The following is a 24,014-nucleotide window of genomic DNA, read 5'->3' on the forward strand; positions in this document are numbered from 1 at the left end:
CACACTTATCGATTGTCCAAATTTTTAAAGAACCGCTGCCACCCGGCAGCGAAGAAGCGAGATTATGTACAACTCACTTCACTTCGTCAAGCATCTCAGCGAAAAATCTTTAACGCCGAAACACCTCACAAATCCCCTCAAACCCGCTGCAAACAACACAATCAGCGGCGAAGAGGGGCGCATTGTATAGACACAAAAACATGCGTCAAGCCCCTTCCACCACTCTTTCCGAAATTTCTTTGCAAAGCACCCGGGGGCTCGATACGGATCAATAACTTACGGCGGATGCGAAATTTTCGAAGCGCGTGCATTCACCGCGGAAAGTGAGGCGCACCGTACCGGTCGGCCCGTTACGGTGCTTGCCGATGATCAGTTCGGCAGAGCCTTTGTCCTGAGAATCGGGGTTATAGACCTCATCACGGTAGATGAACATGATGATGTCCGCGTCCTGTTCGATGGCACCGGATTCACGCAAGTCGGACATCACCGGGCGCTTGTTGGGGCGCTGCTCAAGGCTGCGGTTGAGCTGCGACAACGCAATGATCGGCACGTCCAGCTCTTTGGCCAGCGATTTGACGGAACGGGAGATGTCCGACAATTCGGATGCACGGTTGTCACTGTCGCGCACACCGGTCATGAGCTGCAGGTAATCGATGACGATCAGGCCGAGCTTGCCGCACTGGCGCGCCAGGCGCCGGCAGCGCGCACGCAAGTCGATGGGGTTCAGGCCACCGGTTTCGTCGATGAAGATGGGTGCGTCGTACAACCGGCCCATGGCGGAAGTCAGGCGTTGCCAATCATCGTCGGTCAGCCGCCCCGTACGCAGCTTGGTCTGGTCGATGCGACCAATCGAGGAGATGAAGCGCGTGGCGAGCTGAGTGCCCGGCATCTCCATCGAGAAGATCGCCACCGGCAACTTGCAATCGACCGCGACGTGCTCGGCTATGTTCAAGGCCAAGGTGGTCTTACCCATCGCAGGACGGCCGGCGATGATGATCATGTCGGAAGCGTGCAGACCCGAAGTCTTGTCATCGAGATCCGCCAACCCGGTGGGCACGCCGGTGACTTCGTGGGGGTTGTCGCGGTCGTACAGCTCTTGAACGCGGTCGGCAACTTTCTGCAGCAAGGGCTGGATGGACACAAAACCGCTGGTGTCACGCGCGCCCGCCTCGGCAATCTCGAAGACCTTGGACTCGGCCTCGTCGAGCAGCGACTTGGCATCGCGGCCGGACGGGTTCAGCGCGCTTGCGGCAATTTCGTCCCCCACCGCCACCATCTTGCGCAGGATCGCGCGCTCGCGAACGATTTCAGCGTAGCGCCGGATGTTCGCGGCCGAGGGCGTGCTGTTGGCAATATCGGCCAGATAGGCCAAACCGCCGGCCTGCTCTGACTCGTTGGATTTTTCCAACGACTCGAACACGGTCACTACGTCGGCAGGCTTGCCGAGATCGACGAGCTTGGCGATGTGCGCGTAAATGCGGCGGTGATCATCGCGATAGAAGTCGCTCGCCGAAACCAGGTCGGCAATACGCTCCCACGCGGTGTTATCGAGCAGGATGCCGCCGATCAGCGCCTGCTCGGCCTCGATCGAATGGGGCGGCAGGCGGATCGCGCTGATCTGCGGGTCTTCGGAATACGGAGCTCTGGACACGGACATCTCGCCAATCAAATCGGTGGAACGGGGGTTGATTCTAGCCCGGATGAACGGCCACACCGCCGCCGAGCCCACAAATGAAAACGGGGCTGCCAAGGCAGCCCCGTTTCACAGACCGTGTCGCAGCAAATTACTGCTGGTCGCCCACCACTGCAACAGTGATCGGAGCCACCACGTCGGAGTGCAGTGCAACTTCAACCTGCACTTCACCGACTTGCTTCAGCGGGCCATCCGGCAGGCGGACGGTGCTGCGGTCAATGTCATGACCTTGAGCCTGCAGCGCTTCGGCGATGTCGGCGTTGCCGACGGAGCCGAACAGACGGCCGTCCATGCCAGCCTTGCGAACGATCTGAACCACCAGACCGTCGAGCTTGGAGGCAACCGCCTGAGCAGCGGCAAGCTTCTCGGCCTGAACGCGCTCGAGCTCGGCGCGACGGGCTTCGAATTCGGCCTTGTTGGCTTCCGTGGCGCGCTTGGCTTTGCCTTGCGGGATCAGGAAGTTGCGTGCGTAACCGTCCTTGACCTTGACGATGTCACCGAGGACACCGAGGTTCACGACTTTCTCGAGGAGAATGATCTGCATGTCCGTTTCTCCTTACTGGTGCAGGTCGGTGTAAGGCAGCAGGGCCAGGAAGCGAGCGCGCTTGATCGCGCTCGACAGCTGACGCTGGTAGCCGGCCTTGGTACCGGTGATGCGAGCCGGCATGATCTTGCCGGTTTCGGTGATGAAGTCTTTCAGCAGATCCACATCCTTGAAGTCGATCTCTTCGATCTTCTCGGCCGTGAAGCGGCAGAACTTGCGACGCTTGAACAGACCACCGCCGCGACGGTCATCCTTTTTCTTGAACTTGGACTTCGACTTGAAAGCCATTTTTCGTTCCTTCCAGAAATTCGATCGTATCCAGGTGAAGCACCAGGCTTCGACTGCGCTGGCTGCGCGCAGCGAGGAAGCCGGTCACCCGCATTGACATCCCCGGGGAAGCTGCAGCCAGCACTTTTGCCAGCTCGCCGATCGCCACCGCCTGCAACTCCATCGAAACATGCCGCGCCAATCCGGCTTCAACCTGCTTCGACGTGTGCTGCAACGCACATCCACTGACCGGAATACCGGCCGGGGTGAGGCGCAACGGCTGCAACTCAACCAGTTCCGCCTCAAGGCAGAGCCGGTTCAGCCCCGTGTCCGTCACCTTGGGCCGCTCAGGCCTCTTCGCTTGCGCTGTCGTCGTCACCTTCGGTGGCGACCGGGGTCAGCGAGCGTGCTTTCTCTTCCTTCATCATCGGCGAAGCCACGGTGACCGGGCCCTTACGCTGGATGACGAGGTGACGCAGCACGGCGTCGTTGAACTTGAAGGCGTGCTCGAGTTCGGCCAGCGCTTCGTTGCCGCACTCGATGTTCATCAGAACATAGTGGGCCTTGTGCATTTTCTGGATCGGGTAAGCCATCTGACGGCGGCCCCAGTCTTCCAGACGGTGGATCTGGCCACCGGTGCCGGTCACGAGCGATTGGTAGCGCTCGATCATCGCCGGGACCTGTTCGGACTGGTCCGGGTGGACGATGAACACGATTTCGTAGTGTCGCATGCGTACTCCTTGTGGTTTAGGACAGCCCCCCGGCATGCGAAGACCGGTGGAGCAAGGGAAAGCGCGCGAACATAACACGTTCCTGCGCCAAAAGAAAGACTTGCAGCGAGCGTGAGGCGCTTGTGTGCGCCATCAGCGCGGCCGCGCGTCCCAGATTTTCTGCAGGCGCTTCACGCTCACTGGCATCGGCGTCTTGAGCTCCTGCGCGAACAGGCTCACGCGCAGCTCTTCCAGCAGCCAGCGGAATTCTTCCAGTGCCGGCTCGACCACGCCGGCACGCAGACGCGTGAGCCGCTCGCGCTCGAAGGGCTGGGCGAGAGAGCGCCAATCGGCCATGTGCTGTGCATCGCGCTCCGGGTTGGCGCGCAGCTTGTCCAGGCGCAGTGCAGCCGCCTTGAGGTAACGCGGGAAATGCGCCAGGCGCTCCCACGGGTTGGCCAGCAGGAAATTCTTGGCGAGCATCGCGTCGACCTGCCCGCGCAGGTCGTCCGCTACCTCGGGAAAGCCCTTCATGCCGGAAAGCCGCTTTTCGAGTGCAGCACGCTCGGTCAGCACCTGCTGCGTCATGCGCATGAATTCCTGCGCCACAAGACTCATGCGTGGCTTGGCTTCACCACAGCGCGTGGCGAAGGCATCGGCGTCTTGCGGCAAGGGGTCGAGCAGACACACACGCTCAATGGTGGCGGCAACCAACTGGGCTTTCAGCTCGGCTTCGTTACCGAAGGGCATGAAGGCCAAAGCCAGTTCACGCAGCCCCGGCAGACGCTCGATGGCACGCACCTGGTCCTTGAGGTTCAGCGCGAACAGCCGCGCCAGTCCCTTGCGATGCACGCGGGCGGCTTCTTCCGGCGTATCGAAGGGGCGCAGGGAAACGCTGTCGCCATCATCGTGCAGCGCCGGAAAACCGATGACATCGCGCCCGGCCACACGCACTTCCAGCAATTCCGGCAGCGCGCCAAAGCTCCAGCTCGTGATGCCCGACTGACCACCGCCCTCACCTGCACTTTTGGCCTTGGCGGCAGGAGCAACAGCCTGGGTTGGCGCAGCGGCGGCTTCGGGCTCCACTTCGATGCGTGCCTTGCGGAAGCGCTCGGCCACCTCGCGGCCGAAACGCGCGCGCAGCTCGGCCAGATTGCGTGACTGCCCCAGCACCCGGCCATGCTCATCGATGACGCGGAAATTCATCGAGGCATGGGCCGGCAGGTTCTCCGCGCGGAACGACTCCATCGGCAGTTTCAGCGACACGCGCTCTTCGACGAAGGTCTGCAATGCGCGCAGCAACGCTTCGTCGCGCTCGAAGTCACCCGCCTCCACCGCGTCGACGAAGGCTGCGGCACTCTCGGTCAGTGGTTGCAGACGGTGTCGATGCTTTTGCGGCACGGTCTTGAGCAGCGCCAACACCTTTTCTTCAAGCAGCCCCGGCACCAGCCATTCGCAACGCGCGGCGGGAATCTGGTTGAGCATGGCCAGCGGCACGGTCAGCGTCACGCCATCATCGGCCGCGCCCGGCTCGTGCAGATAGGCGAGCTTGAGCTTCTGGCCCAGCACCTCGAACTGGGCCGGAAAGCGGTCGGTGGTGATGCCGGCCGCCTCGTGGCGCATGAGCTGATCGCGGGTGAGGTGCAGACGCTTGGGCTCGACCTTCTCGGCCGGTTTTCGCCACGCCTCGAAACTCGCCAGATCGACCACGTCCGCAGGCACTCGGTCATCGTAGAACGCCTCGATCAGCGTCTCGTCCACCAGCACGTCGGGGCGGCGCGACTTGTGCTCGAGGCGCTCGATCTCGGTTACCAGCTTGAGGTTGTGCTGCAAAAATGCCATGCCGCGCGCCGGGCCGTCGGCGATCTCGCCCTGCACCAGCCCTTCGCGGATCAGCAATTCCCGGCACAGCGCGGGGTCGATGTCGCGATAGCCCACGCCGCGCTGTGAATACAGCGTCAGGCCGTGCAGCGTACCGCGTTCCCAGGCGCGCACTGCGCCAGCACTCTTGGACCAGTGCGGCTCGGACACCTGGCGTTTGATGAGGTGGGCACCGACCTCTTCCACCCACTCCGGCTCGATGCGTGCAATGCAGCGGCCGAACAGGCGCGAGGTCTCCACCAGCTCAGCGCACATTGTCCATTTGCCGGCCTTCTTGGCCAGCGCCGAACCGGGGTGCGGCCAGAAGCGGATGCCGCGTGGCCCGACATAACTACCGGCCTGCGGCCCGCTGGCCTCTTCCGTACGCGTACCGATATTGCCCAAAAGCCCGGTGAGCAGCGCCTTGTGGATGGCTTCGTAGCCCGCCGCAAGCTGATTCTCTTTCCAGCCATGTTCGGCGCACAGCGTGGCGAGCTGACCGTGCACATCGCGCCATTCACGCATGCGCAAGTGGCTGAGGAAGTGCTGCTTGCACCACGCTTTCTGGCGGCTGCCGGATTCGTGCTTTACAACTTCGTCCCAAGCCTTCCAGGCGTTGCGATACCACAGGAATTCAGAGCGCTGATCCTGCTCGCCGCCGCGGAATTTGGCGTGTGCCTGATCGGCTGCACCGGGTGATTCTTGCGGGCGGTCGCGCGGATCCTGCACCGACAGCGCCGAGGCGATCACCAGCATCTCGGCAAGGCAGACGCGATCGCGCGCGGCAAGAATCATGCGCCCGATGCGCGGGTCGAGCGGAAGGCGCGCCAGCTCTTCACCGGTGGGCGTGAGCTCGCGTGCATCGTCGTCGGTCACCGCGCCCAGTTCCGCCAGCAACTGGTAGCCGTCGGCGACCATGCGCGACTGCGGCGCGTCGATGAAGGGGAAATCTTCGACCGCACCGAGACGCAGCGACTTCATGCGCAGAATCACACCCGCCAGCGACGAGCGCAGGATTTCGGGGTCGGTGTGCGCGGCGCGCGCGGTGAAATCGTCTTCGGCGTACAGGCGGAAGCACACGCCATCCATCACACGGCCGCAACGGCCGGCGCGCTGCTTGGCCGCCGACTGCGCGATGGGCTCGACCTGCAGTTGCTCGACCTTGTTGCGATAGGAATAACGCTTGACGCGCGCCAACCCAGTGTCCACCACGTAGCGGATGCCGGGCACCGTCAGCGAAGTCTCGGCCACGTTGGTCGCCAGCACCACACGCCGACCGCGCCCGTTTGAGAACACGCGCGCCTGTTCCTGCGCCGACTGGCGCGCGAACAAGGGGAGGATCTCCATGGCCGCTGCTGCGGGCGACTTGCGCAGCGCCTCGGCCGCCTCGCGAATCTCGCGCTCGCCGGGCAGGAACACCAGCACGTCACCGGGGCCGATGCGCTGCGCCTCATCCACCGCGTCGGCAATGGCTTCAGGCAGGTCGCGACTTTTGTCGCGCCGCTCCTTGCCCTCGGCCTCGACCGGCCGGTAGCGCATCTCGATGGGGTACAGGCGGCCCGACACCTCGATCACCGGCGCCGGCTTGCCGTCGATACTGAAGTGGCGCGCAAAGCGGTCGGCATCGAGCGTGGCCGAGGTGACGATGATCTTCAGATCCGGCCGTCGCGGCAGCAGGGTGCGCAGATAACCGAGCAGAAAGTCGATGTTGAGGCTGCGCTCGTGCGCCTCGTCGATGATGATCGTGTCGTAGGCCGACAGCGACGGATCGCCCTGCGTCTCCGCAAGGAGAATGCCGTCGGTCATCAGTTTGATGTAGCTGCTGGGCTTGAGCCGGTCGGTGAAACGGATCTTGTAGCCGACCGCCTCGCCCAGATCGCTCTTCAGTTCCTGAGCGATACGGGTGGCGGTGGCGCGTGCGGCAATGCGTCGTGGTTGGGTGTGGCCGATCAGGCCGGATGCTCCGCGCCCCAATTCCAGGCAGATCTTCGGCAACTGGGTGGTCTTGCCCGAGCCGGTCTCGCCGCACACGATGACCACCTGATGCGCGCGGATGGCCTCGGCAATCTCTTCGCGCTTTTGCGTCACCGGCAGTTCGGGCGGGAAATCCGGCTTCGGCAGATTTGCCGTGCGCTCCGCCAGCAAGGCACGCGAGCGCTGCTGCAAGGCGTCGAAATCGGCCTGCAGCTTGGCCCGCTTATCGCCCTTCTCGCGCCCCATGCGCCGTTCGAGCGCGCGCAGGCGCGGCCGGTCCGCGCTCAGGCAGTCGGAAAAACGCGGGGCTCGGGGGGCTTCGGGGGCAGAACTCACGGCGCGGACACTTGCATTCACAGGCCCGCGATTATGCCAGACCCGCCCCACGCCCTCGCCCGCACGGGCGCGCCAGCGTGCTGTCCTATACTGCACCGACCGACGCCGCCCGACGGATACCCGCATGCCCACTCGACGCAGCACGCGCGACCGCATTGTCGACACCGCCCTCGAACTGGCCGAACGCGACCACTGGGAGCGTGTGCGCCTGCACGACATCGCCGCAACGCTGAAGCTTTCGCTGAACGGCATCCGCGCACACTTCCGCGAGAAAGAGGACATCGCCGAGGCATGGTTCGACCGCGCCGATGAGGCGATGCTGAAGCGCAGTGAGGCGGCAGGCTTCGCCGATCTGGAGACGCATGCGCGCCTTCACGCGCTGATCATGGCGTGGCTGGACGCGCTGGCCGAACACCGCGCGCCCACCCGGCAGATGATTCTCGGCAAGCTCGAGCCTGGCCACCTGCACGTGCAGATTCCAGCCGTGCTGCGCATCAGCCGCACGGTGCAGTGGGTGCGCGAAGGCGCCGGGTGCAGGGCCGGCTTCGTGCAGCGCGCGCTCGAAGAAAGCGCGCTCACCACGCTGTATCTGATGAGCTTCATGCATTGGATGGGTGACGACAGCCCTGACTCGGCCGATACGCGCGCGCTGCTTGCCCGGCGGCTTGAGCGCGCCAAGCGCCTGCACCACGGCATCCATCGCGTTCTACCCGCCCAGGCGCAGTGGATCCGCTGACCCACGCCTTGAGCGGTGCGCTGGTCGCACGCGCCACTGCGCCGTCTGTTGCCCGCAACGGCCAGCCCGGGCTACGCGTGCGTATTGCTGCAGCGACCGCCGCGGCGGTGTTCCCGGACGTCGACTTCGTGCTGCGCCTGTTCGGCACGCTGACGTATCTCAATCAACATCAGGGCTTCACCCACTCGCTGGCGCTGCTGCCGCTGTGGGCGCCATTGCTGGCGATGATGTTTGCGCTTGCCGTCGGGAAGCTGCACTGGTGGCGCCCACTGCTTGCACCCGTCACGCTCGGGCTGCTGGCACACATCGGTGGCGACATCGTCACGGCGTATGGCCTGCAGCTCTTCGCGCCGCTGTCGGACATGCGCCTCGCCTGGCCGCTGGTGTTCGTCATCGACCCGGTCGTCACCGGCGTGCTGATCGCCGGATTGCTGCTCAGCCTGCGCACGCGCGCCGGGCGCAGTGCGGCGGTGATTGCGCTCGGGTGTGTGGTGGCCTACTTCGGCTTTCTCGCGCAGCAGCAGCGTGCGGCGCTGGAGCTTGCGTCGGCTCACGCCGCACGCCTCGGTGCGCATTCCACCGTCACCGCATTGCCGCAGCCGTTTTCGCCCTTCAACTGGATGCTGATCGTGGAACGCGGCGACGCCTGGCACGTCGCCCGCGTGAATCTGCGCCGCCTTGAGGGCGCCCCCGCCACGTCACGGTGGCCGTGGATCGCCGGACGCGTGGACGCTGCCTACGGCTCCGCCGCCCCCGACCACTGGGTTGAAGTGCCGCGCTTCGGCAGCGCCGATGACGCCGCATTCGCACGCGAGGCGTGGCAGCACGACAGCTTCGCGGCGTTTCGCCGCTTCGCGCGCTTTGGCCGGCTGCTGGAGATCACTTCCGACGAAACCCGGCGCTGCGCGTGGTTTGCCGACCTGCGCTTCGAAATGCCGGAGATTGAGCCCTCGTTCCGCTTTGGCGCCTGCCAGCAACACGCCAGCCCGCACAATTGGGAACTGGTGCGGGCGCGCGGCCGCTTCTGGATCGACTGACACGCTCGGCACGACTCAGCGCAGCCCCACCACCATGCTCAACAGCAACGACATCACCACCATCAGCGTGGCCCACACCACCACGCCGGCAAGCAGCACGAAGGTACCCAGGACGCGCGCACGGCTGCGACTGTCAAGACGGAACAGCGGATAAACGCCGTGATAGATCAACGCGGCCGAGCCCACCCAGGCTGCCAGCATCACTGCGCCGTTGAACCACACCGAGGGCACCAGCAAGGCCAGCGAGCCCACCCAAAGCGGCGTGGGCGCGATGGCGGCGAGCACGAAGGATTCCTCGTAGCTCGGCGCAGCGTCCACGACGTTGCCCATCTGCTGAATCATCGACGCCATCAAGGCCACCATGCCGATTTCGATGGCAAAGAACATCGCCGCCACGAGCACGGCCTCGCCCATCGACATGTGGGGGATCACCGCCGGCAGCACCGCGCCGGGCGTGACGACCATCGCATATACGAACATCGCGGCCGGCACGAGCGACATCGGCGCAACGTACATCCACATCAGGCGTCGCGGGTTCGGATGCATGCGCATCAGGTCTTGCCAGCCGTCGGAGTACGAATACATCATCTTCTGGAAGTTGTGCGTGTCCATGACCGCTCTCCTCATCGAGAACCGGACGCCTCCGGACGACGCTCACCGGATTCAGCATCCGATCAACTTGAGTATAGGAAGCAGCCGCGCAGACTTCACGGCACAATGTCGGCCCAAACGACCGCCGCGCAGCCTCACACCCTGCAGCCTTCGATGTCCAGACTCCAGGCCTTCCCGCCCGTGGCCTCGGCCACCGCACACAGCTTGATTCTCGGCAGCATGCCCGGGGCGGCTTCGCTCGCCGCGGGCGAGTACTACGCCCATCCGCGCAACCTGTTCTGGCCGATCATGGCCGAAGTGCTGGGTTTTGATGCCGCCGCTCCGTACGCCGAGCGCATCGCGGCGCTGAGCGCGCGGGGCTTCATCCTGTGGGACGTACTGAACGCCTGCCGCCGACAAGGCAGCCTCGACAGCGCCATCGAGGCCGAATCCATGGAAATCAACGACTTCGCCAGCCTGTTTGCACGCCACCCGCAGATCGATCGCGTGTTTTTCAACGGCACGCTCGCGGCGGATCTGTTTCGCCGCCGCGTACTGCCGACGCTGGGCGCGCAGGCTGAACAGCTCACGCTCATCCGTCTGCCCTCGACGAGCCCGGCGAACGCCGGCACGTCGGCGCAAGCCAAGCGCGCCGCGTGGGCGGCCATTCAGCGATGAGCGCCGTCACTACCGACATCGCCGTCATCGGCGGCGGGCCGGCCGGGCTGGCGGCGGCGGAAGTGCTGTCGGCCGGGGGATACCGGGTGGACGTCTTCGACGCCATGCCCTCGCCCGGCCGCAAGTTTCTGCTCGCCGGGATCGGCGGGCTCAATCTCACGCATTCCGAACCAACAGCCGAGTTCGTCGGTCGCTATGCCGAGCGCGCGAAGCAGCTCGCACCTCTGCTGCACGCCTTCGACGCCGCCGCCCTGCGTGAGTGGGCTGCCGGGCTGGGCGTGCAGACCTTCGTCGGCAGCTCGGGCCGCGTATTCCCCAACGAAATGAAAGCCGCGCCGCTGCTGCGCGCCTGGCTGCACCGCCTGCGCGAAGCCGGCGTTAGGCTGCATGTGCGCCACCGTTGGCTGGGCTGGTCGCAGGCCGACCTGCGCTTTGCCACACCGAACGGCGAAACCATGGTGACCACCGGTGCGGTGGTGCTGGCCTTGGGGGGCGGCAGTTGGGCCCGGCTTGGCTCGGACGGCGCATGGATACCGTGGCTCGCCGAGCGAGGCGTTGATATCGCGCCGCTGCGCCCCGCCAACTGCGGCTTTGACGTGGCGTGGAGCGAACACCTGCGCAAACGCCACGCCGGGCAACCGCTGAAAAACGTCGTTGCACGCGTGACGGACACCCACGGCACCGAGCATACACGCGCGGGCGAGTGCCTCATCACAGCCAGCGGCATCGAAGGCAACCTGATCTACGCCCTGTCGGCGCCGCTGCGCGACACGCTGGAAGCACGCGGCGAAGCCACCCTGCACCTCGACCTTGCACCGGGGCGCACGCAGCAACGACTGCAAGAAGACCTCGACCGCCCGCGCGGACGACGCTCGCTGTCGAGCCACCTGCAGAGCAAGGCCGGCATCGAAGGCGTAAAAGCCGCATTGCTGCGTGAATGCACCACGCGCGAGGTGATGGACGACGCCGCGCAGCTTGCCGCAGCCATCAAGAATCTGCCGCTGCGCCTGCTACGCCCGCGGCCGCTGGACGAAGCCATCAGCAGCGCCGGCGGGGTGCGCTTCGAGGCCCTCGACGAAGACCTGATGCTGAAGCAACTGCCCGGCGTGTTCTGCTGTGGAGAGATGCTGGATTGGGAAGCGCCCACCGGCGGATACCTGCTCACCGCCTGCTTTGCCACCGGCCGACAGGCGGGCGGCGGCGCGGCGCGTTGGCTCAGGCGCGCAGCGCCATGACCACGGTATAGCCCGCCCAGGCCATCGCCAACGAGCCGACCACGTGCATCAGCGTGTGTGCGGCCAGCCACCCCCACTCGCCACGCTGCAACAAATGCAGGCCTTCTGCCGAAAAGGTCGAGAACGTGGTCAGCCCGCCGAGCAGGCCTGTGGTGAGCAGCAATTTGATGGCGGGGGAAAGTGCAGCTCCGCCATGGACGAAGGCCAGCACCGCCCCCATCAGGCCACCGCCAATAAGATTGGCCACCAACGTGCCGAGCGGCACCGACACGAACACCGGGTTGAGCAGCAAGCCCAAGCCCCAGCGCAACCATGCACCACAGGCGGCGCCAATGCCGACTGCGGCGAATGCCGCAAATGCACCGTGGGGGTTCATCGACCACACTCCTGAGCGTGCGCGTGCATGCCTAAATCACCGGGTTAGCTGAATGCGCCAGTGTAGCGGATGCGCCTCGCAGGGTAGAATTCCGCCCTGCCCTATCTTCGGCCCGCACATTCATCGAGGCTACAGTGTCCGAACATTCCAAGAACGCACCGGCTCCCGGCAACTTCATCCGCAGCATCATCGAAGACGACAACCACAGCGGCAAGTGGTCGGGTCGCGTGGAGACGCGCTTTCCGCCCGAGCCGAACGGCTACCTGCACTACGGTCACGCCAAGTCGATCTGTCTCAACTTCGGGCTCGCCGAGTATTACGGCGGCGTATGTCATTTGCGCTTCGATGACACCAACCCGGAGAAGGAAGACCAGGAATACGTCGATGCCATCATCGACGCGGTGAGCTGGCTGGGTTTCGAGTGGGGTGAGCATCTGTACTTCGCCTCGGACTACTTCGAGACCATGTATCAGTGCGCGGTCAGCCTGATCAAATCCGGCAAGGCCTATGTGGATTCGCTGCCCGCCGACGAGATGCGCGCGCTGCGCGGCACGCTGACCGAACCGGGCAAGGAGAGCCCCTTCCGCACCCGCAGCGTCGACGAAAACCTCGACCTCTTCGCGCGCATGCGTGCCGGTGAATTCGCCGACGGCACGCACGCCTTGCGCGCCAAGATCGACATGGCCAGCGCCAACATCAACCTGCGTGACCCGGTGATCTACCGCATCCGCCGCGCGGCGCATCACCGCACGGGCAACCGGTGGTGCGTGTATCCGCTGTATACGTTCGCGCACCCGATCGAAGACGCCATCGAGAACATCACGCACTCGCTGTGCACGCTCGAATTCGAAGATCAGCGCCCGTTCTACGACTGGCTGCTGGCGACGCTGGCCGAGGCCGGCATGTTCGATCTGCCGGTACCTCAGCAGATCGAGTTCGCCCGCCTCAATCTGAACTACACGGTGCTGTCCAAACGCAAGCTGATCCAGCTCGTCGAAGAAGGCTTTGTGGACGGCTGGGACGACCCGCGCCTGCCGACGCTGATCGGCGCGCGCCGCCGCGGCTTCACGCCCGAAGGCTTCCGCATGTTTGCCGAGCGCATCGGCGTGTCGAAATCGGACGCATGGATCGACATGAGCGTGCTCGAAGAGTGCATGCGCGAGCACCTCAACGAAGCCGCCGAACGCCGCGTCGCAGTGCTCGACCCGCTCAAGCTCATCATCACCAATTACCCGGAAGACGGGGAAGAGCTGTGCGAAGCGCCCAACCACCCGCTCAAGCCCGAGCTTGGCAAACGTGAAATGCCGTTCACGCGTGAGCTGTGGATCGAGCGCGAAGACTTCATGGAAGAGCCCGTGAAGGGGTTCCGCCGCCTGTTCCCTGACAACATGGTGCGCCTGCGCTACGGCTATGTCGTGAAATGCACTGGCTGCGAGAAAGATGCCGACGGCAATGTCATCGCCGTGCTGGCCGAATACATGCCGGATTCCAAGAGCGGCACGCCCGGCGCTGACAACTACAAGGTCAAGGGCAACCTGCACTGGGTGTCGGCAAAACACGGTTATCGCGCCGAAGTGCGCCTGTACGACCGCCTGTTTGCCTATCCGAACCCCGGCGCACGGCGCGAGGGTGATGCGCCGGAGCTGGAACGCAGCTTCACCGACGACATCAACCCGGACTCGAAGAGCCTCATTTCGGCTTGGCTCGAACCGGCGCTGCGCCGCGCCCGGCCGGAAGAACGTTTCCAGTTCGAACGTCACGGTTACTTCGTGGCTGACCGCGTGGATTCCGCAGACGGAGCGCCGATCTTCAACCGCACGGCGACGCTGAAGGATTCCTGGGCAAAGGCCGCCGGGGCCGCCTGAGCAAACCAATCGGGCAAAAAAAGGCCGGAGTCGCGTCAGCGCTCCGGCCTTTTTTTACCCGTATCAGGCTCAGCGCTCCACCGGCTTCTCACCCTTGTTGCGCTCGGCTATCGCGTCGCCCAACGGCCCCAATACAGGCTTGAAACCAGCGCGATACGCCGCGCGCGATACAGCGTGCGCAGCCAGCGGCGCCGTCGCAAGCAATACGAGCAGAGCAAAGATGGCTTCCATGGCGACTTCACCACTGGAGGCGGCTGCCACGCCGGCAAGAATCAGCACGGCGCCCAAGGCTCCGGCTTTGCTCGCTGCATGCATGCGGCTGTAGCAATCCGGCAGGCGTGACACCCCGACCGCACCGAGAAGACAGAACAAGCCCCCGAGTAGGACCAGCGCCGAAGCCAGCCACGACATCACTGAACCACTCATTGCTCGTCCCTCCGAGTGAAACGGTCGCCGTCGTCGTCCTTTCGGAACAACAACGTGAATGCCACCGTACTAAGGAATGACGCCAAGGCAAGCACCACGGCCACGTCCAGAAACACCGACTGAGCGGTCATCAAGGAAACCGTGGATATACCCGCCACACCCAGCAGGGTCAGCGCGTCAATCGCCACCACCCGGTCGGCTCCCGTGGGCCCACGCAGCAAGCGCAGCAGAATCAGGGCCGCACTGACCCCCAGCAACACCACTACCAGCGGCAACACCCAGAATGCACCGGCAAGTTCAACGGTCATTGAATTTCTCCTCGGCAGCTTCGGCGGAATCGCCGGCATCAACCCACGCCAGCAGTCTCGCCTCGATCTCGCGAATACCCGTTTCGACGGTCTCGATCCTGGTGGCATCCAACGCGTGCACATACATCAGGCCGCTTTCGGACTCATACTCGAGCGCCATCGTCCCGGGCGTCAGCGTGAGCAGGCAACCTACCAGCGTGGCGTAGCGCTCGTCCTGCAACTGCAGGCGGATGGCCACGATGGCGGGGTTGGGCGAACGGTTCAGGCCGAACACCACACGTGCCACATCAAGGCTGGCACGAATGATTTCCCATGCAAACCAGAAGGCAAAGCCGACGCCCAGCTCAAGCCGTCGCACGTAACCGCGCATGCCCATCAGGCCGGCGCCCATCTTCAGCACCAAATAGATCAGGATCGTCGAGACCACCACACCCATGGGCGTCAGCGCGTTTGAGAAGGCCGCCAGCGCAAAGGCCAGCAGAAGATGCATGCCAAACATGTTATTCGCCTCCCACGTGCGCCATGCGCTGCAGATAGCCCACCGGCTCGGCGAGCTGCTCGGCGGCGGCGATGGCGTACTCCATTACAGGGCCCGCAGCAAAACCGATGACGACGGTCATGGCGGCCAGCGCCGTCACCGCCCACCAGGTGGCACGCATGCCCGGAATCGGTTTGATTGCCTCTTCGCCCTGAGGGTGCGGCTTGAGAAAAGCCTCGTTCCAGATCTTGCTCATCGACAACAGAGTGAGGATGCCGGTGGCCAACGCAATGCCTGCCGCCCACCAGAACCCACCCTCCAGACTCGCCTTGACCAACACCAGCTTGGCCCAGAAGCCCGACAAGGGCGGAATGCCCGCCAGCGACAATGCCGGAATGGCGAACAGGATCGCTAGCAATGGCCACTTGGCGTACAGCCCGCCCATGGCCACAAGCCGCTCCGAGCCCGTGAGGCGCGCCGCGATGCCGCCGACGAAGAACAGATTGGCCTTCACCACGATATGGTGAATCAGGTAGAACACCGCGCCGGCCAGCGCCAGCGGAGTGGCCAGCGCCAGCCCCAGAATCATGTAGCCGACCTGACTCACGATGTGGAAAGACAGGATGCGGCGCACTTCCATCTGGGCCGCGGCACCCAGCACACCGATGAGCATCGTCGCGCAGGCAATCCACAACAGCACCACATGGGCGTCGCCATACTCGGGCCACAACAACGTGACCATGCGGATCAACGCATACACGCCGACCTTCGTCAGCAGCCCGGCGAACAGCGCCGAAACCGGCGTCCATGAGACGTGATACGAAGCCGGCAACCAACCGAACACCGGGAACAAGGCGGCCTTGATCGAGAACGACAGTAGCATCAACACCACGGCCATCGTCGAGCCCGGCGGGACTTCGCCGGAGCGGAAGATCATCGCCAGTTCGCCCATGTTGAGCGTGCCGGTGGCACTGTAGATCATGCCCGCGGACAGCAGGAAGAGCAGCGTTGCCAAAAGGTTCAACACCACGTAGGTCATCGTGCCGGCCAGACGGCGACGCCCGCCGCCCAGCGAAAGCAGCGCGAACGACCCGATCAGCAGCACCTCGAACCACACGTAGAGGTTGAACACATCGGCCGTGATGAAGGCACCACACACGCCGCACAGCAAGCCATGCACGAAGATGTGGAAATCACGTGCGACCTCGGCTTCACCTTCACGGTGCAGTCCGTACAGCACTGTGGCCAGGCCCACCGCGCCGGTGATGGCAACCATCACCGCCGACAGCCGGTCGATCACCGCCGAGATGCCGTAGGGTGCTTGCCAGCCACCGAACTGGCCGGCCAACACCACATCGGAAGCGGCGAGCCACACCAAGGCCACGCCCACCACCAGCAAGGCAGCCGCGCCAATCACACTGACACGCCGCACGAGTGCGTGATGCGGGCGCAGCAGCAGACACAGCACCAGCGTTGCGAGAGGAACCACAATCGGTGCAACAAGGAGGAAATTCATCATGCGCGAACCTCCTCGGCCTTCACTTCAGGATCATCCTCCGCGCCCGTATCGCCGCGCCCGTCCGGGGCCGGCTCCTCGGTTACCGCGGTCACCACGTCAGTGGTGGTGATGCCATGCGTTTCGCGCACGCTTTTCAGCACCGCCAAGGCGAACACGAACAGCCCGAAACCGATCACGATGGCCGTCAGCACCAGCGCCTGCGGCAGCGGGTTGGCGGCATCGATCGGCACGTTGTCGGCGGTCACGAAGGCAGCGGACTCACCGAAGAAGCGGCCGGAGGTCAACACGCCGAGGTTGATGGCGTTGCCGATCACGACCACGCCGAGTACGACACGAACCAGATTACGGTCGAGCAGCATCCATACGCCGATACCGGCCAGGCCACCCACCGTCAGTGCAGCAATGATTTCCATCAGGTAGCCCTCCCTGCAAGCCGTTGCACCATGTGCATGACCGATCCGAAGACGGTCAGGAACACGCCCACGTCAAACAACAGCGGCGTCCCCAGTTTCACCCCCATCAGTTCGAACCACAGGCCGGTCAGGAAGCTGTCGCCCACCAGGATGCCGAACAGGCCAGCCACCAGAGCGCACGCCAGGCCGACCCCGATCAGGCGTGGCGGGGAGGTCCACATCAGATCACGTGCAACGCGGTTGCCGAACGACAGCACCAGCAGGATGAAGCCGATCGCGCCAACCAGACCACCGATGAAACCGCCCCCGGGCAGGTTATGACCGCGCCACAGCAGCATCAGCGAAACCAGCATCAGCACCGCAGCGAACGGACGCAGGCCCTGGCGCAACATGGAAGAGGCGAATTCCGGCTCGGGACGCTCGTGCAACACGGCAGGCTTGCACCCACTCAGCAAAGTGGCTGCCGCGAGCGCTGCCAGTGCAACCACGACGATTTCGCCCAGCGTATCGAAGGCACGGAAGTCCACCAGGATGACGTTCACCACGTTGCTGCCGTGACCACCTGGGTAACTGTTGGCAAGGAACCACTCCGCGATGTCGCCGGGCAGCGGATGATCGACCGCAGCAATCAGCGCCCCCGCGACGGCCAGGCCAAACAGCGTGGCAACCACCGCGTGGAAGATGCGCACCGAGCCACGGCGAGCCCCCACGCTCGGGATACGCGGCATGGTGCGGAAGACAAACGCCAGGAACACCACCGTCAGGGTCTCGACCATCAACTGCGTGATGGCAACGTCCGGCGCGTTGGCGGACAGGAAAACCAGCGCCAGGCCCAAGCCGCTGGCGCCCAGCGCCGTTACCAGCGCCAGGCGCCCACGCATCACCGCCGCCGCCGCTGCCCCACTGAGCGCAATCAGGCAACCCAGCACACCCGGAAGCGTGATCGGCGAGTACGCGCCGCCAGACAGCAGATTCTCTTCGCTCACGATCAGCGCCACGAAAATCACCGCCGAAACGATCAAGCTCATCATGGTCATGTGCAAACGCAATGACCCGTGCTGGAAATTGGCGGCAATGCTGCCTGCGAAGGCAAAGACCTTCTTGATCAGGCGATCCCAGATGACGTCGCCACTGGTGTTCCAGAACACGCGGAAACGTGCCAACTGACGCCGGACCACATGGCGGTAGCTGTAGAACAACGCGCCGAGCGTGACGGTGATGACACTCGCAATCACGGCAGGCGTGATGCCGCCCCATAGGTAGAGCTGCACATCCACGTCACCACGCGATACCGACTGCACGGCTGCATTGACGATCCATGTTTCCGGCCAATTGTTCCAGGCGCCGAGAATGAAGCCACCCAGCGCCAGCAACACCGGTCCCAGCCACATCGGCAGTGAAACCTCGTGCGGGTGCTTGTTGGGGTACGGCCCTTCCTTGCCGAGGAAGGTGCGGATGAACACCAAAGCCGCGGCGGCGAGCAACAGGGCGTTGGTCAAAACCATCGCGATGGTGACGACCCAGCCCACCATGCCCATCTCGATCAGGCCGGCGTACTTGAACTCCTTGGCGATGAAGCCGAAGAACGGCGGCAAGCCCGCGTTGGAGAAGGCCGCCAGCGCCACGGCAGCGCCGGTCAGCGGCATGTAGCGGATCAAGCCACCGAGCTTGGATATCTCACGCGTGCCGGTGGAATGATCGATGGCCCCCACCGCCATGAACAGTGCGCCCTTGTAAAGCGAGTGCGCCAACAGATACAGCACGAAAGCCTGCAGACCGTAGGTGGTGTTGGTGCCGATCAGCATGGTCAGCTGCCCCAACACCGTCACCGTTGTGTAGGCCAGCAAGCGCTTGAGGTCAGTCTGACGAATCGCCAGCACGGCACCGATGATGGCAGTGGCCGCACCGAAGGCCACCAGAATCATGCTCCAGCCGCCTTCCCCACCCATCACCGGATTGAGACGTGCCATCAGATACACACCGGCCTTAACCATGGTGGCGGAGTGCAGATAGGCCGACACCGGCGTTGGGGCGTTCATGGCGTTGGGCAGCCACAGGTGGAACGGCACTTGGGCAGACTTGGTGAAGCAGCCCAGCAGCACCAGCACCATGATGGCGTAGAAGCTCGGATGCGCTTCGATGGCCGCGATGTCGAGGCCCGAGAAGGTCCAGCCGTTACCGGCAACCCCCAGCAACAACAGACCGGCGAGCAGTGCCAGACCACCACCGCCGGTGATCAACAAGGCCTGCAATGCAGCGCGGCGGGAAACGCCACTCTCGTGCTGGAAGGCGATCAACAGGAACGACGTGACGCTGGTCAGTTCCCAGAAGATGAACATCACGATGAGATCGTCGGCCAACACCAGACCGAGCATCGCCATCATGAAGAGCAGCAGATAGCTGTAAAAACGACCAAGGTGGTGGTGATCGTGCAGGTAGGCACCTGCATACAGCACGATCAACGACCCGATCCCCGTCACCAGCAGCGCAAACAGCAGAGACAGACCATCCAGCCTCAGCGTGATCGCGATGTCGAGCGCCGGCACCCATGCCAATGTCGAGGACATGGGCGAGCCGCCTGCGACCAGCGGGATACACGAAACAAACCATAGAAAAGCGCCAAACGGCGCAATGGCCAACAACCAACCTGCACGGTCGCCCATACGGCGAGCCAGCATTGGCGCCAGCAGCGCTGAGAGCGCAATTGCAATAATCGCGCTCAGCATGATGCCTCCTCCCGGAGTACACCTGGATGCATGCCTCTCCCTCCCACTTCGGACCGCCAGGGCGGCGAATCCTTGTTCTTCTGGTCTGACGCGGCGCGTTCTGAGGCGCCGCGGCGGCTCCATCTCGGTTCATGCCGAGACATGAGTCACGCCATCAGGGTAAACCATGATGGCCTGCCAGACAAAGGGACAACGAGAGGGTGAATTTTGTTCAGTCGACTCTGCAAAATCGACGTCGTTTGCGAGAAAACGCGTTCAGAAGGCCTCGTCGGCGCGCAGGAAACGCCACTGCCCGGGGGGCAAATCACCCAAGACCACGCGCCCGATGCGGATGCGTTTCAGCGCCACCACCTTCAGCCCGACCAGCTCGCACATACGGCGAATCTGGCGTTTTCGACCTTCACGCAAACGGAACCGCAAAGTGCCTTCGCGAGCCCACTCCACCTGGGCCTGACGCAACTTGCGTCCATCGAGCTCCAGCCCGTGGTTGAGCAGTTCCAACCCGCCGGGAATCAGGTCACCCGACACGCGCACGAGGTATTCCTTCTCGACCTCGGAGTCATCGCCGATCAACTGACGCGCCACGCGGCCATCCTGGGTCAACACCAGCAAGCCCGTGGAGTCGATGTCGAGGCGCCCCGCTGGCGCGAGGCCACGCAGCAGCGCTGGGCGGAAGAGTGGCCCTTCGCGTTTGTACTGCGACTCTGCAGTGATCAACGACACGGCAGGCGTGTGCCCGTCTTCGGCCTGCGCAGAAACATAGCCCAGAGGCTTGTGCAGGAGGATCGTGACGCGGTCGGATTGACGTTGCTTGGCCTCACCCGCCAGATGGATTTCAGCATTCGGATCAATGCGTACACCCAGCTCACTGACCCGCTCACCGTTCACGAAGACCCAACCACGCTCGATGTAGGCGTCAGCTTCGCGGCGCGAACACATGCCGCGTTCGGCCATGACTTTCGACAAGCGCACCCCTGCTGCAGAGGCCGCCCCCTGCTCCGGAGGCGCAGCCCGCTGCTCAGGGGCGGGAGAGGAAGTCGATCGCGTGCTGCGGGGAGCCGTCGTGCTACCCGCCGCAGGCTTGCGGCGCACGTCCGGGCGCGGTTTTGCGGCAGGCTTGGCACGGTCGCCCGCAGCGACGGGGACAGAGGCACGCGCGACGCGTCGGCGACGCGGGATATCAGCCACGTTTGTCAGCCGGATCCTGCTTTGCCGCATCTTCGTGCCCCGGCGCCGGATCGAAGGTCGCCCAACCGCAGTTGCGGCCGGTCGGGGGAAGCTTGTCGGCGCGGTTCTGCTCGTGCAGATAGGCCTTGGCAACGAAATGGGCCGTGATCGGTGCGGTCATGAACAGGAAGAACACGATCAACACCTCATGAATCGAGAAGTTGCCGCTGAAGGCGAAATACACCACCGACGCGAACAAGGCGCTTCCGATACCCAGCGTGGTCGCTTTGGTCGGAGCGTGCAGACGGCTCATCAATTCGGGCAACTTGATCATGCCCAGCGAGCCCACCAACAAGAACACCCCGCCGATGATGATCAACGCCGACACGATGAATTCGACAAACAGATTCATTACCGCCCCCTCACTCGATCACGTCGCCGCGCAGCACGAAGCGGCAATACGCAACCGTTGAAATGAAGCCGAACATCGCGAACAGCAGCGCGGCTTCGAAATACACCGTGGTGCCATGGTAGATGCCGTAATAGATGATCATGGCAATGGCGTTGATCACCATGGTGTCTACGGCAATGACGCGATCCATCACCGTCGGCCCTTGCGCCAGCCGCCACAGGTTGAGCAACAGCGACACGGAAACGGCAAAGAAACCGAACATCAGAGCAAACTCGATCATCCGAAAATCTCCATCAGACGGGCCTCGTAGCGCGCCTTCATCTCGCGCACCGCCGTTTCGGCGTGCGGGGCGTCGAGGCAATGCACCAGCAGGCTACGTCCGTCGGCAGAAATGTCGCTGCTGACGGTACCCGGTGTCATGGTGATCGTGCCCGCCAGAATGGCGATGGCCTCGGGCGTCTTGAGGTCGATCGGCACGGTAACCCAGCGCGTATTGAGCTCCTTGACCGGGCAAAACAGGATGAGCCTGGCGACGATCACGTTGGCCACGATCACGTCCCACGCCACCAGCAACATGAACTCGAAGGCCTTGGGCCACGAGCGCACGACCGGGCGATCCGGCCAGAACTGACTGGTCAGAATGGAGATCGCAATGGCCAGGATGATGCCGACAACCAAACCACCAGCGCTGAAATCATTGAGCAGGAACAGCCACAACACGACCAGCGCGGCCGCCAACAGGGGATGCGGCAGCCAACGCTGCAAGAAGCTGCGCTTATGTTTCTTGGCGTGCATCAACGGCCTCCTGCATGTTCGCCGAACAGCACGGCGGATTGATAGTCACCCGGGTTGAACAGCTGGCTGGCCGTTTCCTCAAAGTAGTTCATGGCAGGGCCGGCGAAGGCCGTCATCAGTACCGTCAAGGCCAACAATGCACCAATTGCGAAATACGGCAGCGCACGCGCACGCACGCGGCTGCGCATCTCGCCCTCCTGCGCCGTGCTCTTCCAGAACAAGGTGCTTCCGGCCCTGGCGAAGCCGATGATGATCAACAGGGAGGTCGCGAGAATCAGCCCCCACATCCAGGCGGCCTCCGGCGCCTCCCGCACCGCGTCGAGAATCAGCAGCTTGCCAAGGAAGCCGGACAGCGGCGGCAGGCCGGCCATGGCAATCGCGCCGACGAAGAAGAACGCAGAGACCAATCCGACCTGCATGAAGCGCGGCGCGACATTCAGCAGATCGGCATGCCCCGGGCGACGTTCCGTCACCAGGTCCACGATCAGGAACAGGGCACCGGCGGCAAGAGTCGAGTGCACCAGGTAGTACAGGGCAGCAGCCATTGATTCGGGTGTAAACACACCGACGGTCATCAACAAGGTGCCCATTGATGCCACGACGGCAAAGCTCACCATCTGGCCCAGACTGCGCGACGCCAACACACCGAACGCACCGACAACCAGGGTGATCATCGCTGCCGGCATGAGCCAAGGCTCGGCGATCCAGGCGACTTCATCGGAGGTGCCGCCGAAGATCAGTGTGTAGACCCGGATGATCGAATACGCCCCGACCTTGGTCATGATCGCGAACAGCGCCGCCACCGGAGCCGGAGCGTTGGCGTAGGTGCCCGGCAACCAGAACTGCACCGGCACCAGCGCTGCCTTCACCGCAAAGACGATCAGCAACAACATCGCACCAGTGTGCAGCAAGGCCTGGTCTTCGGCCGGAATGTCGCGCACGCCCACAGCGAGGTCAGCCATGTTCAAGGTACCGGTGACCGCGTAGATCAGACCGACCGCGAACAGGAACAAGGTTGAGCCGAGGAGGTTGATCACGACGTACTGCACGCCGGCCTTGACCCGCAAGGCACCCCCGCCGTGCACCATCAATCCGTACGATGCGATCAGCAGCACCTCGAAGAACACGAAGAGGTTGAACAGGTCGCCGGTGAGGAACGCGCCGTTGATGCCCATCAGCTGGAACTGGAACAGCGCGTGGAAATGCTGACCACGCTTGTCCCAGCCCGAGATCGCGTACAGCAGCACGAACAGGCCGAGCAGCGAAGTCAGCACCAGCATCAGCGCCGACAGACGATCGAGCACCAGCACGATGCCGAAGGGGGCGACCCAGTTGCCCAGTGCGTAACTCGAAATCGTGCCATCAAAGGCCATGCCCATGAGAATGCCGGAGACGATCACCAGCAGCCCGGCGGACGCTACCGAAAAGATGCGGGCGAGCACGATGTCGAAACGCATCGCGAGCGCGATCAACGGCGCCACCAACGCCGGAAGCAGAACGGGAAGGATGATCCAGTGATTCATTTCTCGCTCTTCCCTTCGCCAGGCAATGCCACGTCTACATGATCGGTATCGCTTTCGATGAAGGCACGCAGCGCCATGACGACAAGCACCGCCGTCATGCCGAACGAAATGACGATCGCGGTGAGCACCAGCGCCTGCGGCAGCGGATCGCTGTAGCCGGTGGCCAGATCACTGATGACAGGCGGTTTGTTGATGACCAGGCGGCCCATCGCGAACAGGAACACGTTGACCGAATAACTCAGCAAGGCAAGGCCCAGCACGACAGGATAAGTGCGCGCACGCAATACCAGATAGATGCCGGCTGCGGCCATGGCGCCAACCGCGGTGGCTACAAGAAATTCCATG

25 protein-coding genes are annotated in these 24,014 nt (G+C 63.7%); 5 read left to right on the forward strand and 20 right to left on the reverse strand.

Annotation, left to right across the window (positions count from 1 at the left end; genetic code table 11):
- Positions 1–268 precede the first annotated feature (268 nt).
- From dnaB to hrpA, 6 genes are all read right to left on the reverse strand, one after another.
- Positions 269–1,657 (reverse strand): replicative DNA helicase, encoded by a 1,389-nt coding sequence (gene dnaB / locus AC6H0W_RS14210; protein WP_497577851.1) that lies wholly within the window; start codon positions 1,655–1,657, stop codon positions 269–271.
- A 127-nt stretch (positions 1,658–1,784) separates the two neighbouring features.
- Positions 1,785–2,237, reverse strand: a complete 453-nt coding sequence (gene rplI / locus AC6H0W_RS14215) for a 50S ribosomal protein L9 (protein ID WP_497577852.1) — start codon at positions 2,235–2,237, stop codon at positions 1,785–1,787.
- Between the two features lie 12 nt (positions 2,238–2,249).
- On the reverse strand, positions 2,250–2,525 hold the full coding sequence (gene rpsR / locus AC6H0W_RS14220) for a 30S ribosomal protein S18 (RefSeq protein WP_497577853.1): 276 nt from the start codon (positions 2,523–2,525) through the stop codon (positions 2,250–2,252).
- Complete coding sequence (gene priB, locus AC6H0W_RS14225) at positions 2,485–2,841, reverse strand: primosomal replication protein N (RefSeq protein WP_497577854.1); 357 nt, start codon at positions 2,839–2,841, stop codon at positions 2,485–2,487. The genes rpsR and priB overlap by 41 nt, the downstream gene beginning before the upstream one ends.
- Before the next feature lie 10 nt (positions 2,842–2,851).
- Positions 2,852–3,235, reverse strand: coding sequence for a 30S ribosomal protein S6 (rpsF, locus tag AC6H0W_RS14230; protein WP_497577855.1), 384 nt, complete (start codon positions 3,233–3,235; stop codon positions 2,852–2,854).
- Positions 3,236–3,367: 132 nt separating this feature from the next.
- Complete coding sequence (gene hrpA, locus AC6H0W_RS14235; protein ID WP_497577921.1) at positions 3,368–7,294, reverse strand: ATP-dependent RNA helicase HrpA; 3,927 nt, start codon at positions 7,292–7,294, stop codon at positions 3,368–3,370.
- A gap of 214 nt (positions 7,295–7,508) precedes the next feature.
- Between hrpA and AC6H0W_RS14240 the strand changes: the two genes are divergently transcribed.
- Both AC6H0W_RS14240 and AC6H0W_RS14245 read left to right on the forward strand, forming a co-directional pair.
- Entirely contained in the window at positions 7,509–8,120 is a 612-nt protein-coding gene (locus AC6H0W_RS14240; RefSeq protein WP_497577856.1) for a hypothetical protein, read from the forward strand.
- Positions 8,108–9,157, forward strand: coding sequence for a metal-dependent hydrolase (locus AC6H0W_RS14245; protein ID WP_497577857.1), 1,050 nt, complete (start codon positions 8,108–8,110; stop codon positions 9,155–9,157). Before AC6H0W_RS14240 ends, AC6H0W_RS14245 begins: the two co-directional genes overlap by 13 nt.
- A gap of 15 nt (positions 9,158–9,172) precedes the next feature.
- Here AC6H0W_RS14245 and AC6H0W_RS14250 read toward each other — a convergent pair whose 3' ends face one another.
- Positions 9,173–9,769, reverse strand: a complete 597-nt coding sequence (locus AC6H0W_RS14250) for a Yip1 family protein (protein WP_497577858.1) — start codon at positions 9,767–9,769, stop codon at positions 9,173–9,175.
- A 153-nt stretch (positions 9,770–9,922) separates the two neighbouring features.
- Here AC6H0W_RS14250 and AC6H0W_RS14255 point away from each other — a divergent pair, with 153 nt between their 5' ends.
- Positions 9,923–10,426 (forward strand): DNA-deoxyinosine glycosylase, encoded by a 504-nt coding sequence (locus tag AC6H0W_RS14255; protein WP_497577859.1) that lies wholly within the window; start codon positions 9,923–9,925, stop codon positions 10,424–10,426.
- Positions 10,423–11,661 carry a TIGR03862 family flavoprotein gene (locus tag AC6H0W_RS14260; protein WP_497577860.1) on the forward strand — a complete coding sequence of 413 codons (1,239 nt, stop codon included), beginning with the start codon at positions 10,423–10,425 and terminating at the stop codon, positions 11,659–11,661. The genes AC6H0W_RS14255 and AC6H0W_RS14260 overlap by 4 nt, the downstream gene beginning before the upstream one ends.
- Here the strand turns inward: AC6H0W_RS14260 and crcB are convergent.
- Positions 11,642–12,037, reverse strand: a complete 396-nt coding sequence (gene crcB / locus AC6H0W_RS14265) for a fluoride efflux transporter CrcB (RefSeq protein WP_497577861.1) — start codon at positions 12,035–12,037, stop codon at positions 11,642–11,644. The two genes, AC6H0W_RS14260 and crcB, sit on opposite strands and share 20 nt — an antisense overlap.
- A gap of 134 nt (positions 12,038–12,171) precedes the next feature.
- Between crcB and AC6H0W_RS14270 the strand changes: the two genes are divergently transcribed.
- Positions 12,172–13,902 carry a glutamine--tRNA ligase/YqeY domain fusion protein gene (locus tag AC6H0W_RS14270; protein WP_497577862.1) on the forward strand — a complete coding sequence of 577 codons (1,731 nt, stop codon included), beginning with the start codon at positions 12,172–12,174 and terminating at the stop codon, positions 13,900–13,902.
- A 69-nt stretch (positions 13,903–13,971) separates the two neighbouring features.
- Here the strand turns inward: AC6H0W_RS14270 and mnhG are convergent, their stop codons facing one another.
- The 12 genes from mnhG to AC6H0W_RS14330 form a co-directional block, all read right to left on the reverse strand.
- Positions 13,972–14,328: a monovalent cation/H(+) antiporter subunit G gene (mnhG, locus tag AC6H0W_RS14275; protein ID WP_497577863.1), complete on the reverse strand. Its 357-nt coding sequence runs from the start codon at positions 14,326–14,328 to the stop codon at positions 13,972–13,974.
- Positions 14,325–14,636: a monovalent cation/H+ antiporter complex subunit F gene (locus AC6H0W_RS14280; protein WP_497577864.1), complete on the reverse strand. Its 312-nt coding sequence runs from the start codon at positions 14,634–14,636 to the stop codon at positions 14,325–14,327. Before AC6H0W_RS14280 ends, mnhG begins: the two co-directional genes overlap by 4 nt.
- Positions 14,626–15,135 carry a Na+/H+ antiporter subunit E gene (locus AC6H0W_RS14285; protein ID WP_497577865.1) on the reverse strand — a complete coding sequence of 170 codons (510 nt, stop codon included), beginning with the start codon at positions 15,133–15,135 and terminating at the stop codon, positions 14,626–14,628. Before AC6H0W_RS14285 ends, AC6H0W_RS14280 begins: the two co-directional genes overlap by 11 nt.
- A 1-nt stretch (position 15,136) precedes the next feature.
- Entirely contained in the window at positions 15,137–16,630 is a 1,494-nt protein-coding gene (locus tag AC6H0W_RS14290; RefSeq protein ID WP_497577922.1) for a proton-conducting transporter transmembrane domain-containing protein, read from the reverse strand.
- Positions 16,630–17,046: a sodium:proton antiporter gene (locus AC6H0W_RS14295; protein ID WP_497577866.1), complete on the reverse strand. Its 417-nt coding sequence runs from the start codon at positions 17,044–17,046 to the stop codon at positions 16,630–16,632. The genes AC6H0W_RS14290 and AC6H0W_RS14295 overlap by 1 nt, the downstream gene beginning before the upstream one ends.
- Positions 17,046–19,613: a hydrogen gas-evolving membrane-bound hydrogenase subunit E gene (gene mbhE / locus AC6H0W_RS14300; RefSeq protein WP_497577867.1), complete on the reverse strand. Its 2,568-nt coding sequence runs from the start codon at positions 19,611–19,613 to the stop codon at positions 17,046–17,048. Before mbhE ends, AC6H0W_RS14295 begins: the two co-directional genes overlap by 1 nt.
- Positions 19,614–20,027: 414 nt before the next feature.
- Entirely contained in the window at positions 20,028–20,744 is a 717-nt protein-coding gene (locus AC6H0W_RS14305) for a pseudouridine synthase (RefSeq protein ID WP_497577868.1), read from the reverse strand.
- 208 nt (positions 20,745–20,952) lie between these two features.
- Positions 20,953–21,351: a Na+/H+ antiporter subunit G gene (locus AC6H0W_RS14310; protein ID WP_497577869.1), complete on the reverse strand. Its 399-nt coding sequence runs from the start codon at positions 21,349–21,351 to the stop codon at positions 20,953–20,955.
- 10 nt (positions 21,352–21,361) lie between these two features.
- Positions 21,362–21,631, reverse strand: a complete 270-nt coding sequence (locus AC6H0W_RS14315) for a K+/H+ antiporter subunit F (protein WP_497577870.1) — start codon at positions 21,629–21,631, stop codon at positions 21,362–21,364.
- Positions 21,628–22,146, reverse strand: coding sequence for a Na+/H+ antiporter subunit E (locus AC6H0W_RS14320; protein ID WP_497577871.1), 519 nt, complete (start codon positions 22,144–22,146; stop codon positions 21,628–21,630). Before AC6H0W_RS14320 ends, AC6H0W_RS14315 begins: the two co-directional genes overlap by 4 nt.
- A complete protein-coding gene (locus AC6H0W_RS14325; protein ID WP_497577872.1) occupies positions 22,146–23,669 on the reverse strand; it encodes a monovalent cation/H+ antiporter subunit D in 1,524 nt (507 codons plus the stop codon). The genes AC6H0W_RS14320 and AC6H0W_RS14325 overlap by 1 nt, the downstream gene beginning before the upstream one ends.
- Entirely contained in the window at positions 23,666–24,013 is a 348-nt protein-coding gene (locus tag AC6H0W_RS14330) for a Na+/H+ antiporter subunit C (protein WP_497577873.1), read from the reverse strand. The genes AC6H0W_RS14325 and AC6H0W_RS14330 overlap by 4 nt, the downstream gene beginning before the upstream one ends.
- Position 24,014 lies beyond the last annotated feature (1 nt).

The organism is Pseudazoarcus sp. NS20 (assembly GCF_059703745.1).

What these genes read in the sequence shown, in the direction of transcription:
- dnaB (WP_497577851.1), bottom strand. Translation starts at nt 1,657, where the DNA reads ATGTCCGTGTCCAGAGCTCCGTATTCCGAAGACCCGCAGATCAGCGCG.
- rplI (WP_497577852.1), bottom strand. Translation starts at nt 2,237, where the DNA reads ATGCAGATCATTCTCCTCGAGAAAGTCGTGAACCTCGGTGTCCTCGGT.
- rpsR (WP_497577853.1), bottom strand. Translation starts at nt 2,525, where the DNA reads ATGGCTTTCAAGTCGAAGTCCAAGTTCAAGAAAAAGGATGACCGTCGC.
- rpsF (WP_497577855.1), bottom strand. Translation starts at nt 3,235, where the DNA reads ATGCGACACTACGAAATCGTGTTCATCGTCCACCCGGACCAGTCCGAA.
- hrpA (WP_497577921.1), bottom strand. Translation starts at nt 7,294, where the DNA reads ATGGGGCGCGAGAAGGGCGATAAGCGGGCCAAGCTGCAGGCCGATTTC.
- AC6H0W_RS14240 (WP_497577856.1), top strand. Translation starts at nt 7,509, where the DNA reads ATGCCCACTCGACGCAGCACGCGCGACCGCATTGTCGACACCGCCCTC.
- AC6H0W_RS14250 (WP_497577858.1), bottom strand. Translation starts at nt 9,769, where the DNA reads ATGGACACGCACAACTTCCAGAAGATGATGTATTCGTACTCCGACGGC.
- AC6H0W_RS14255 (WP_497577859.1), top strand. Translation starts at nt 9,923, where the DNA reads ATGTCCAGACTCCAGGCCTTCCCGCCCGTGGCCTCGGCCACCGCACAC.
- AC6H0W_RS14260 (WP_497577860.1), top strand. Translation starts at nt 10,423, where the DNA reads ATGAGCGCCGTCACTACCGACATCGCCGTCATCGGCGGCGGGCCGGCC.
- crcB (WP_497577861.1), bottom strand. Translation starts at nt 12,037, where the DNA reads ATGAACCCCCACGGTGCATTTGCGGCATTCGCCGCAGTCGGCATTGGC.
- mnhG (WP_497577863.1), bottom strand. Translation starts at nt 14,328, where the DNA reads ATGAGTGGTTCAGTGATGTCGTGGCTGGCTTCGGCGCTGGTCCTACTC.
- AC6H0W_RS14280 (WP_497577864.1), bottom strand. Translation starts at nt 14,636, where the DNA reads ATGACCGTTGAACTTGCCGGTGCATTCTGGGTGTTGCCGCTGGTAGTG.
- AC6H0W_RS14285 (WP_497577865.1), bottom strand. Translation starts at nt 15,135, where the DNA reads ATGTTTGGCATGCATCTTCTGCTGGCCTTTGCGCTGGCGGCCTTCTCA.
- AC6H0W_RS14290 (WP_497577922.1), bottom strand. Translation starts at nt 16,630, where the DNA reads ATGAATTTCCTCCTTGTTGCACCGATTGTGGTTCCTCTCGCAACGCTG.
- AC6H0W_RS14295 (WP_497577866.1), bottom strand. Translation starts at nt 17,046, where the DNA reads ATGGAAATCATTGCTGCACTGACGGTGGGTGGCCTGGCCGGTATCGGC.
- mbhE (WP_497577867.1), bottom strand. Translation starts at nt 19,613, where the DNA reads ATGTCCTCGACATTGGCATGGGTGCCGGCGCTCGACATCGCGATCACG.
- AC6H0W_RS14310 (WP_497577869.1), bottom strand. Translation starts at nt 21,351, where the DNA reads ATGAATCTGTTTGTCGAATTCATCGTGTCGGCGTTGATCATCATCGGC.
- AC6H0W_RS14315 (WP_497577870.1), bottom strand. Translation starts at nt 21,631, where the DNA reads ATGATCGAGTTTGCTCTGATGTTCGGTTTCTTTGCCGTTTCCGTGTCG.
- AC6H0W_RS14320 (WP_497577871.1), bottom strand. Translation starts at nt 22,146, where the DNA reads ATGCACGCCAAGAAACATAAGCGCAGCTTCTTGCAGCGTTGGCTGCCG.
- AC6H0W_RS14325 (WP_497577872.1), bottom strand. Translation starts at nt 23,669, where the DNA reads ATGAATCACTGGATCATCCTTCCCGTTCTGCTTCCGGCGTTGGTGGCG.
- AC6H0W_RS14330 (WP_497577873.1), bottom strand. Translation starts at nt 24,013, where the DNA reads ATGGAATTTCTTGTAGCCACCGCGGTTGGCGCCATGGCCGCAGCCGGC.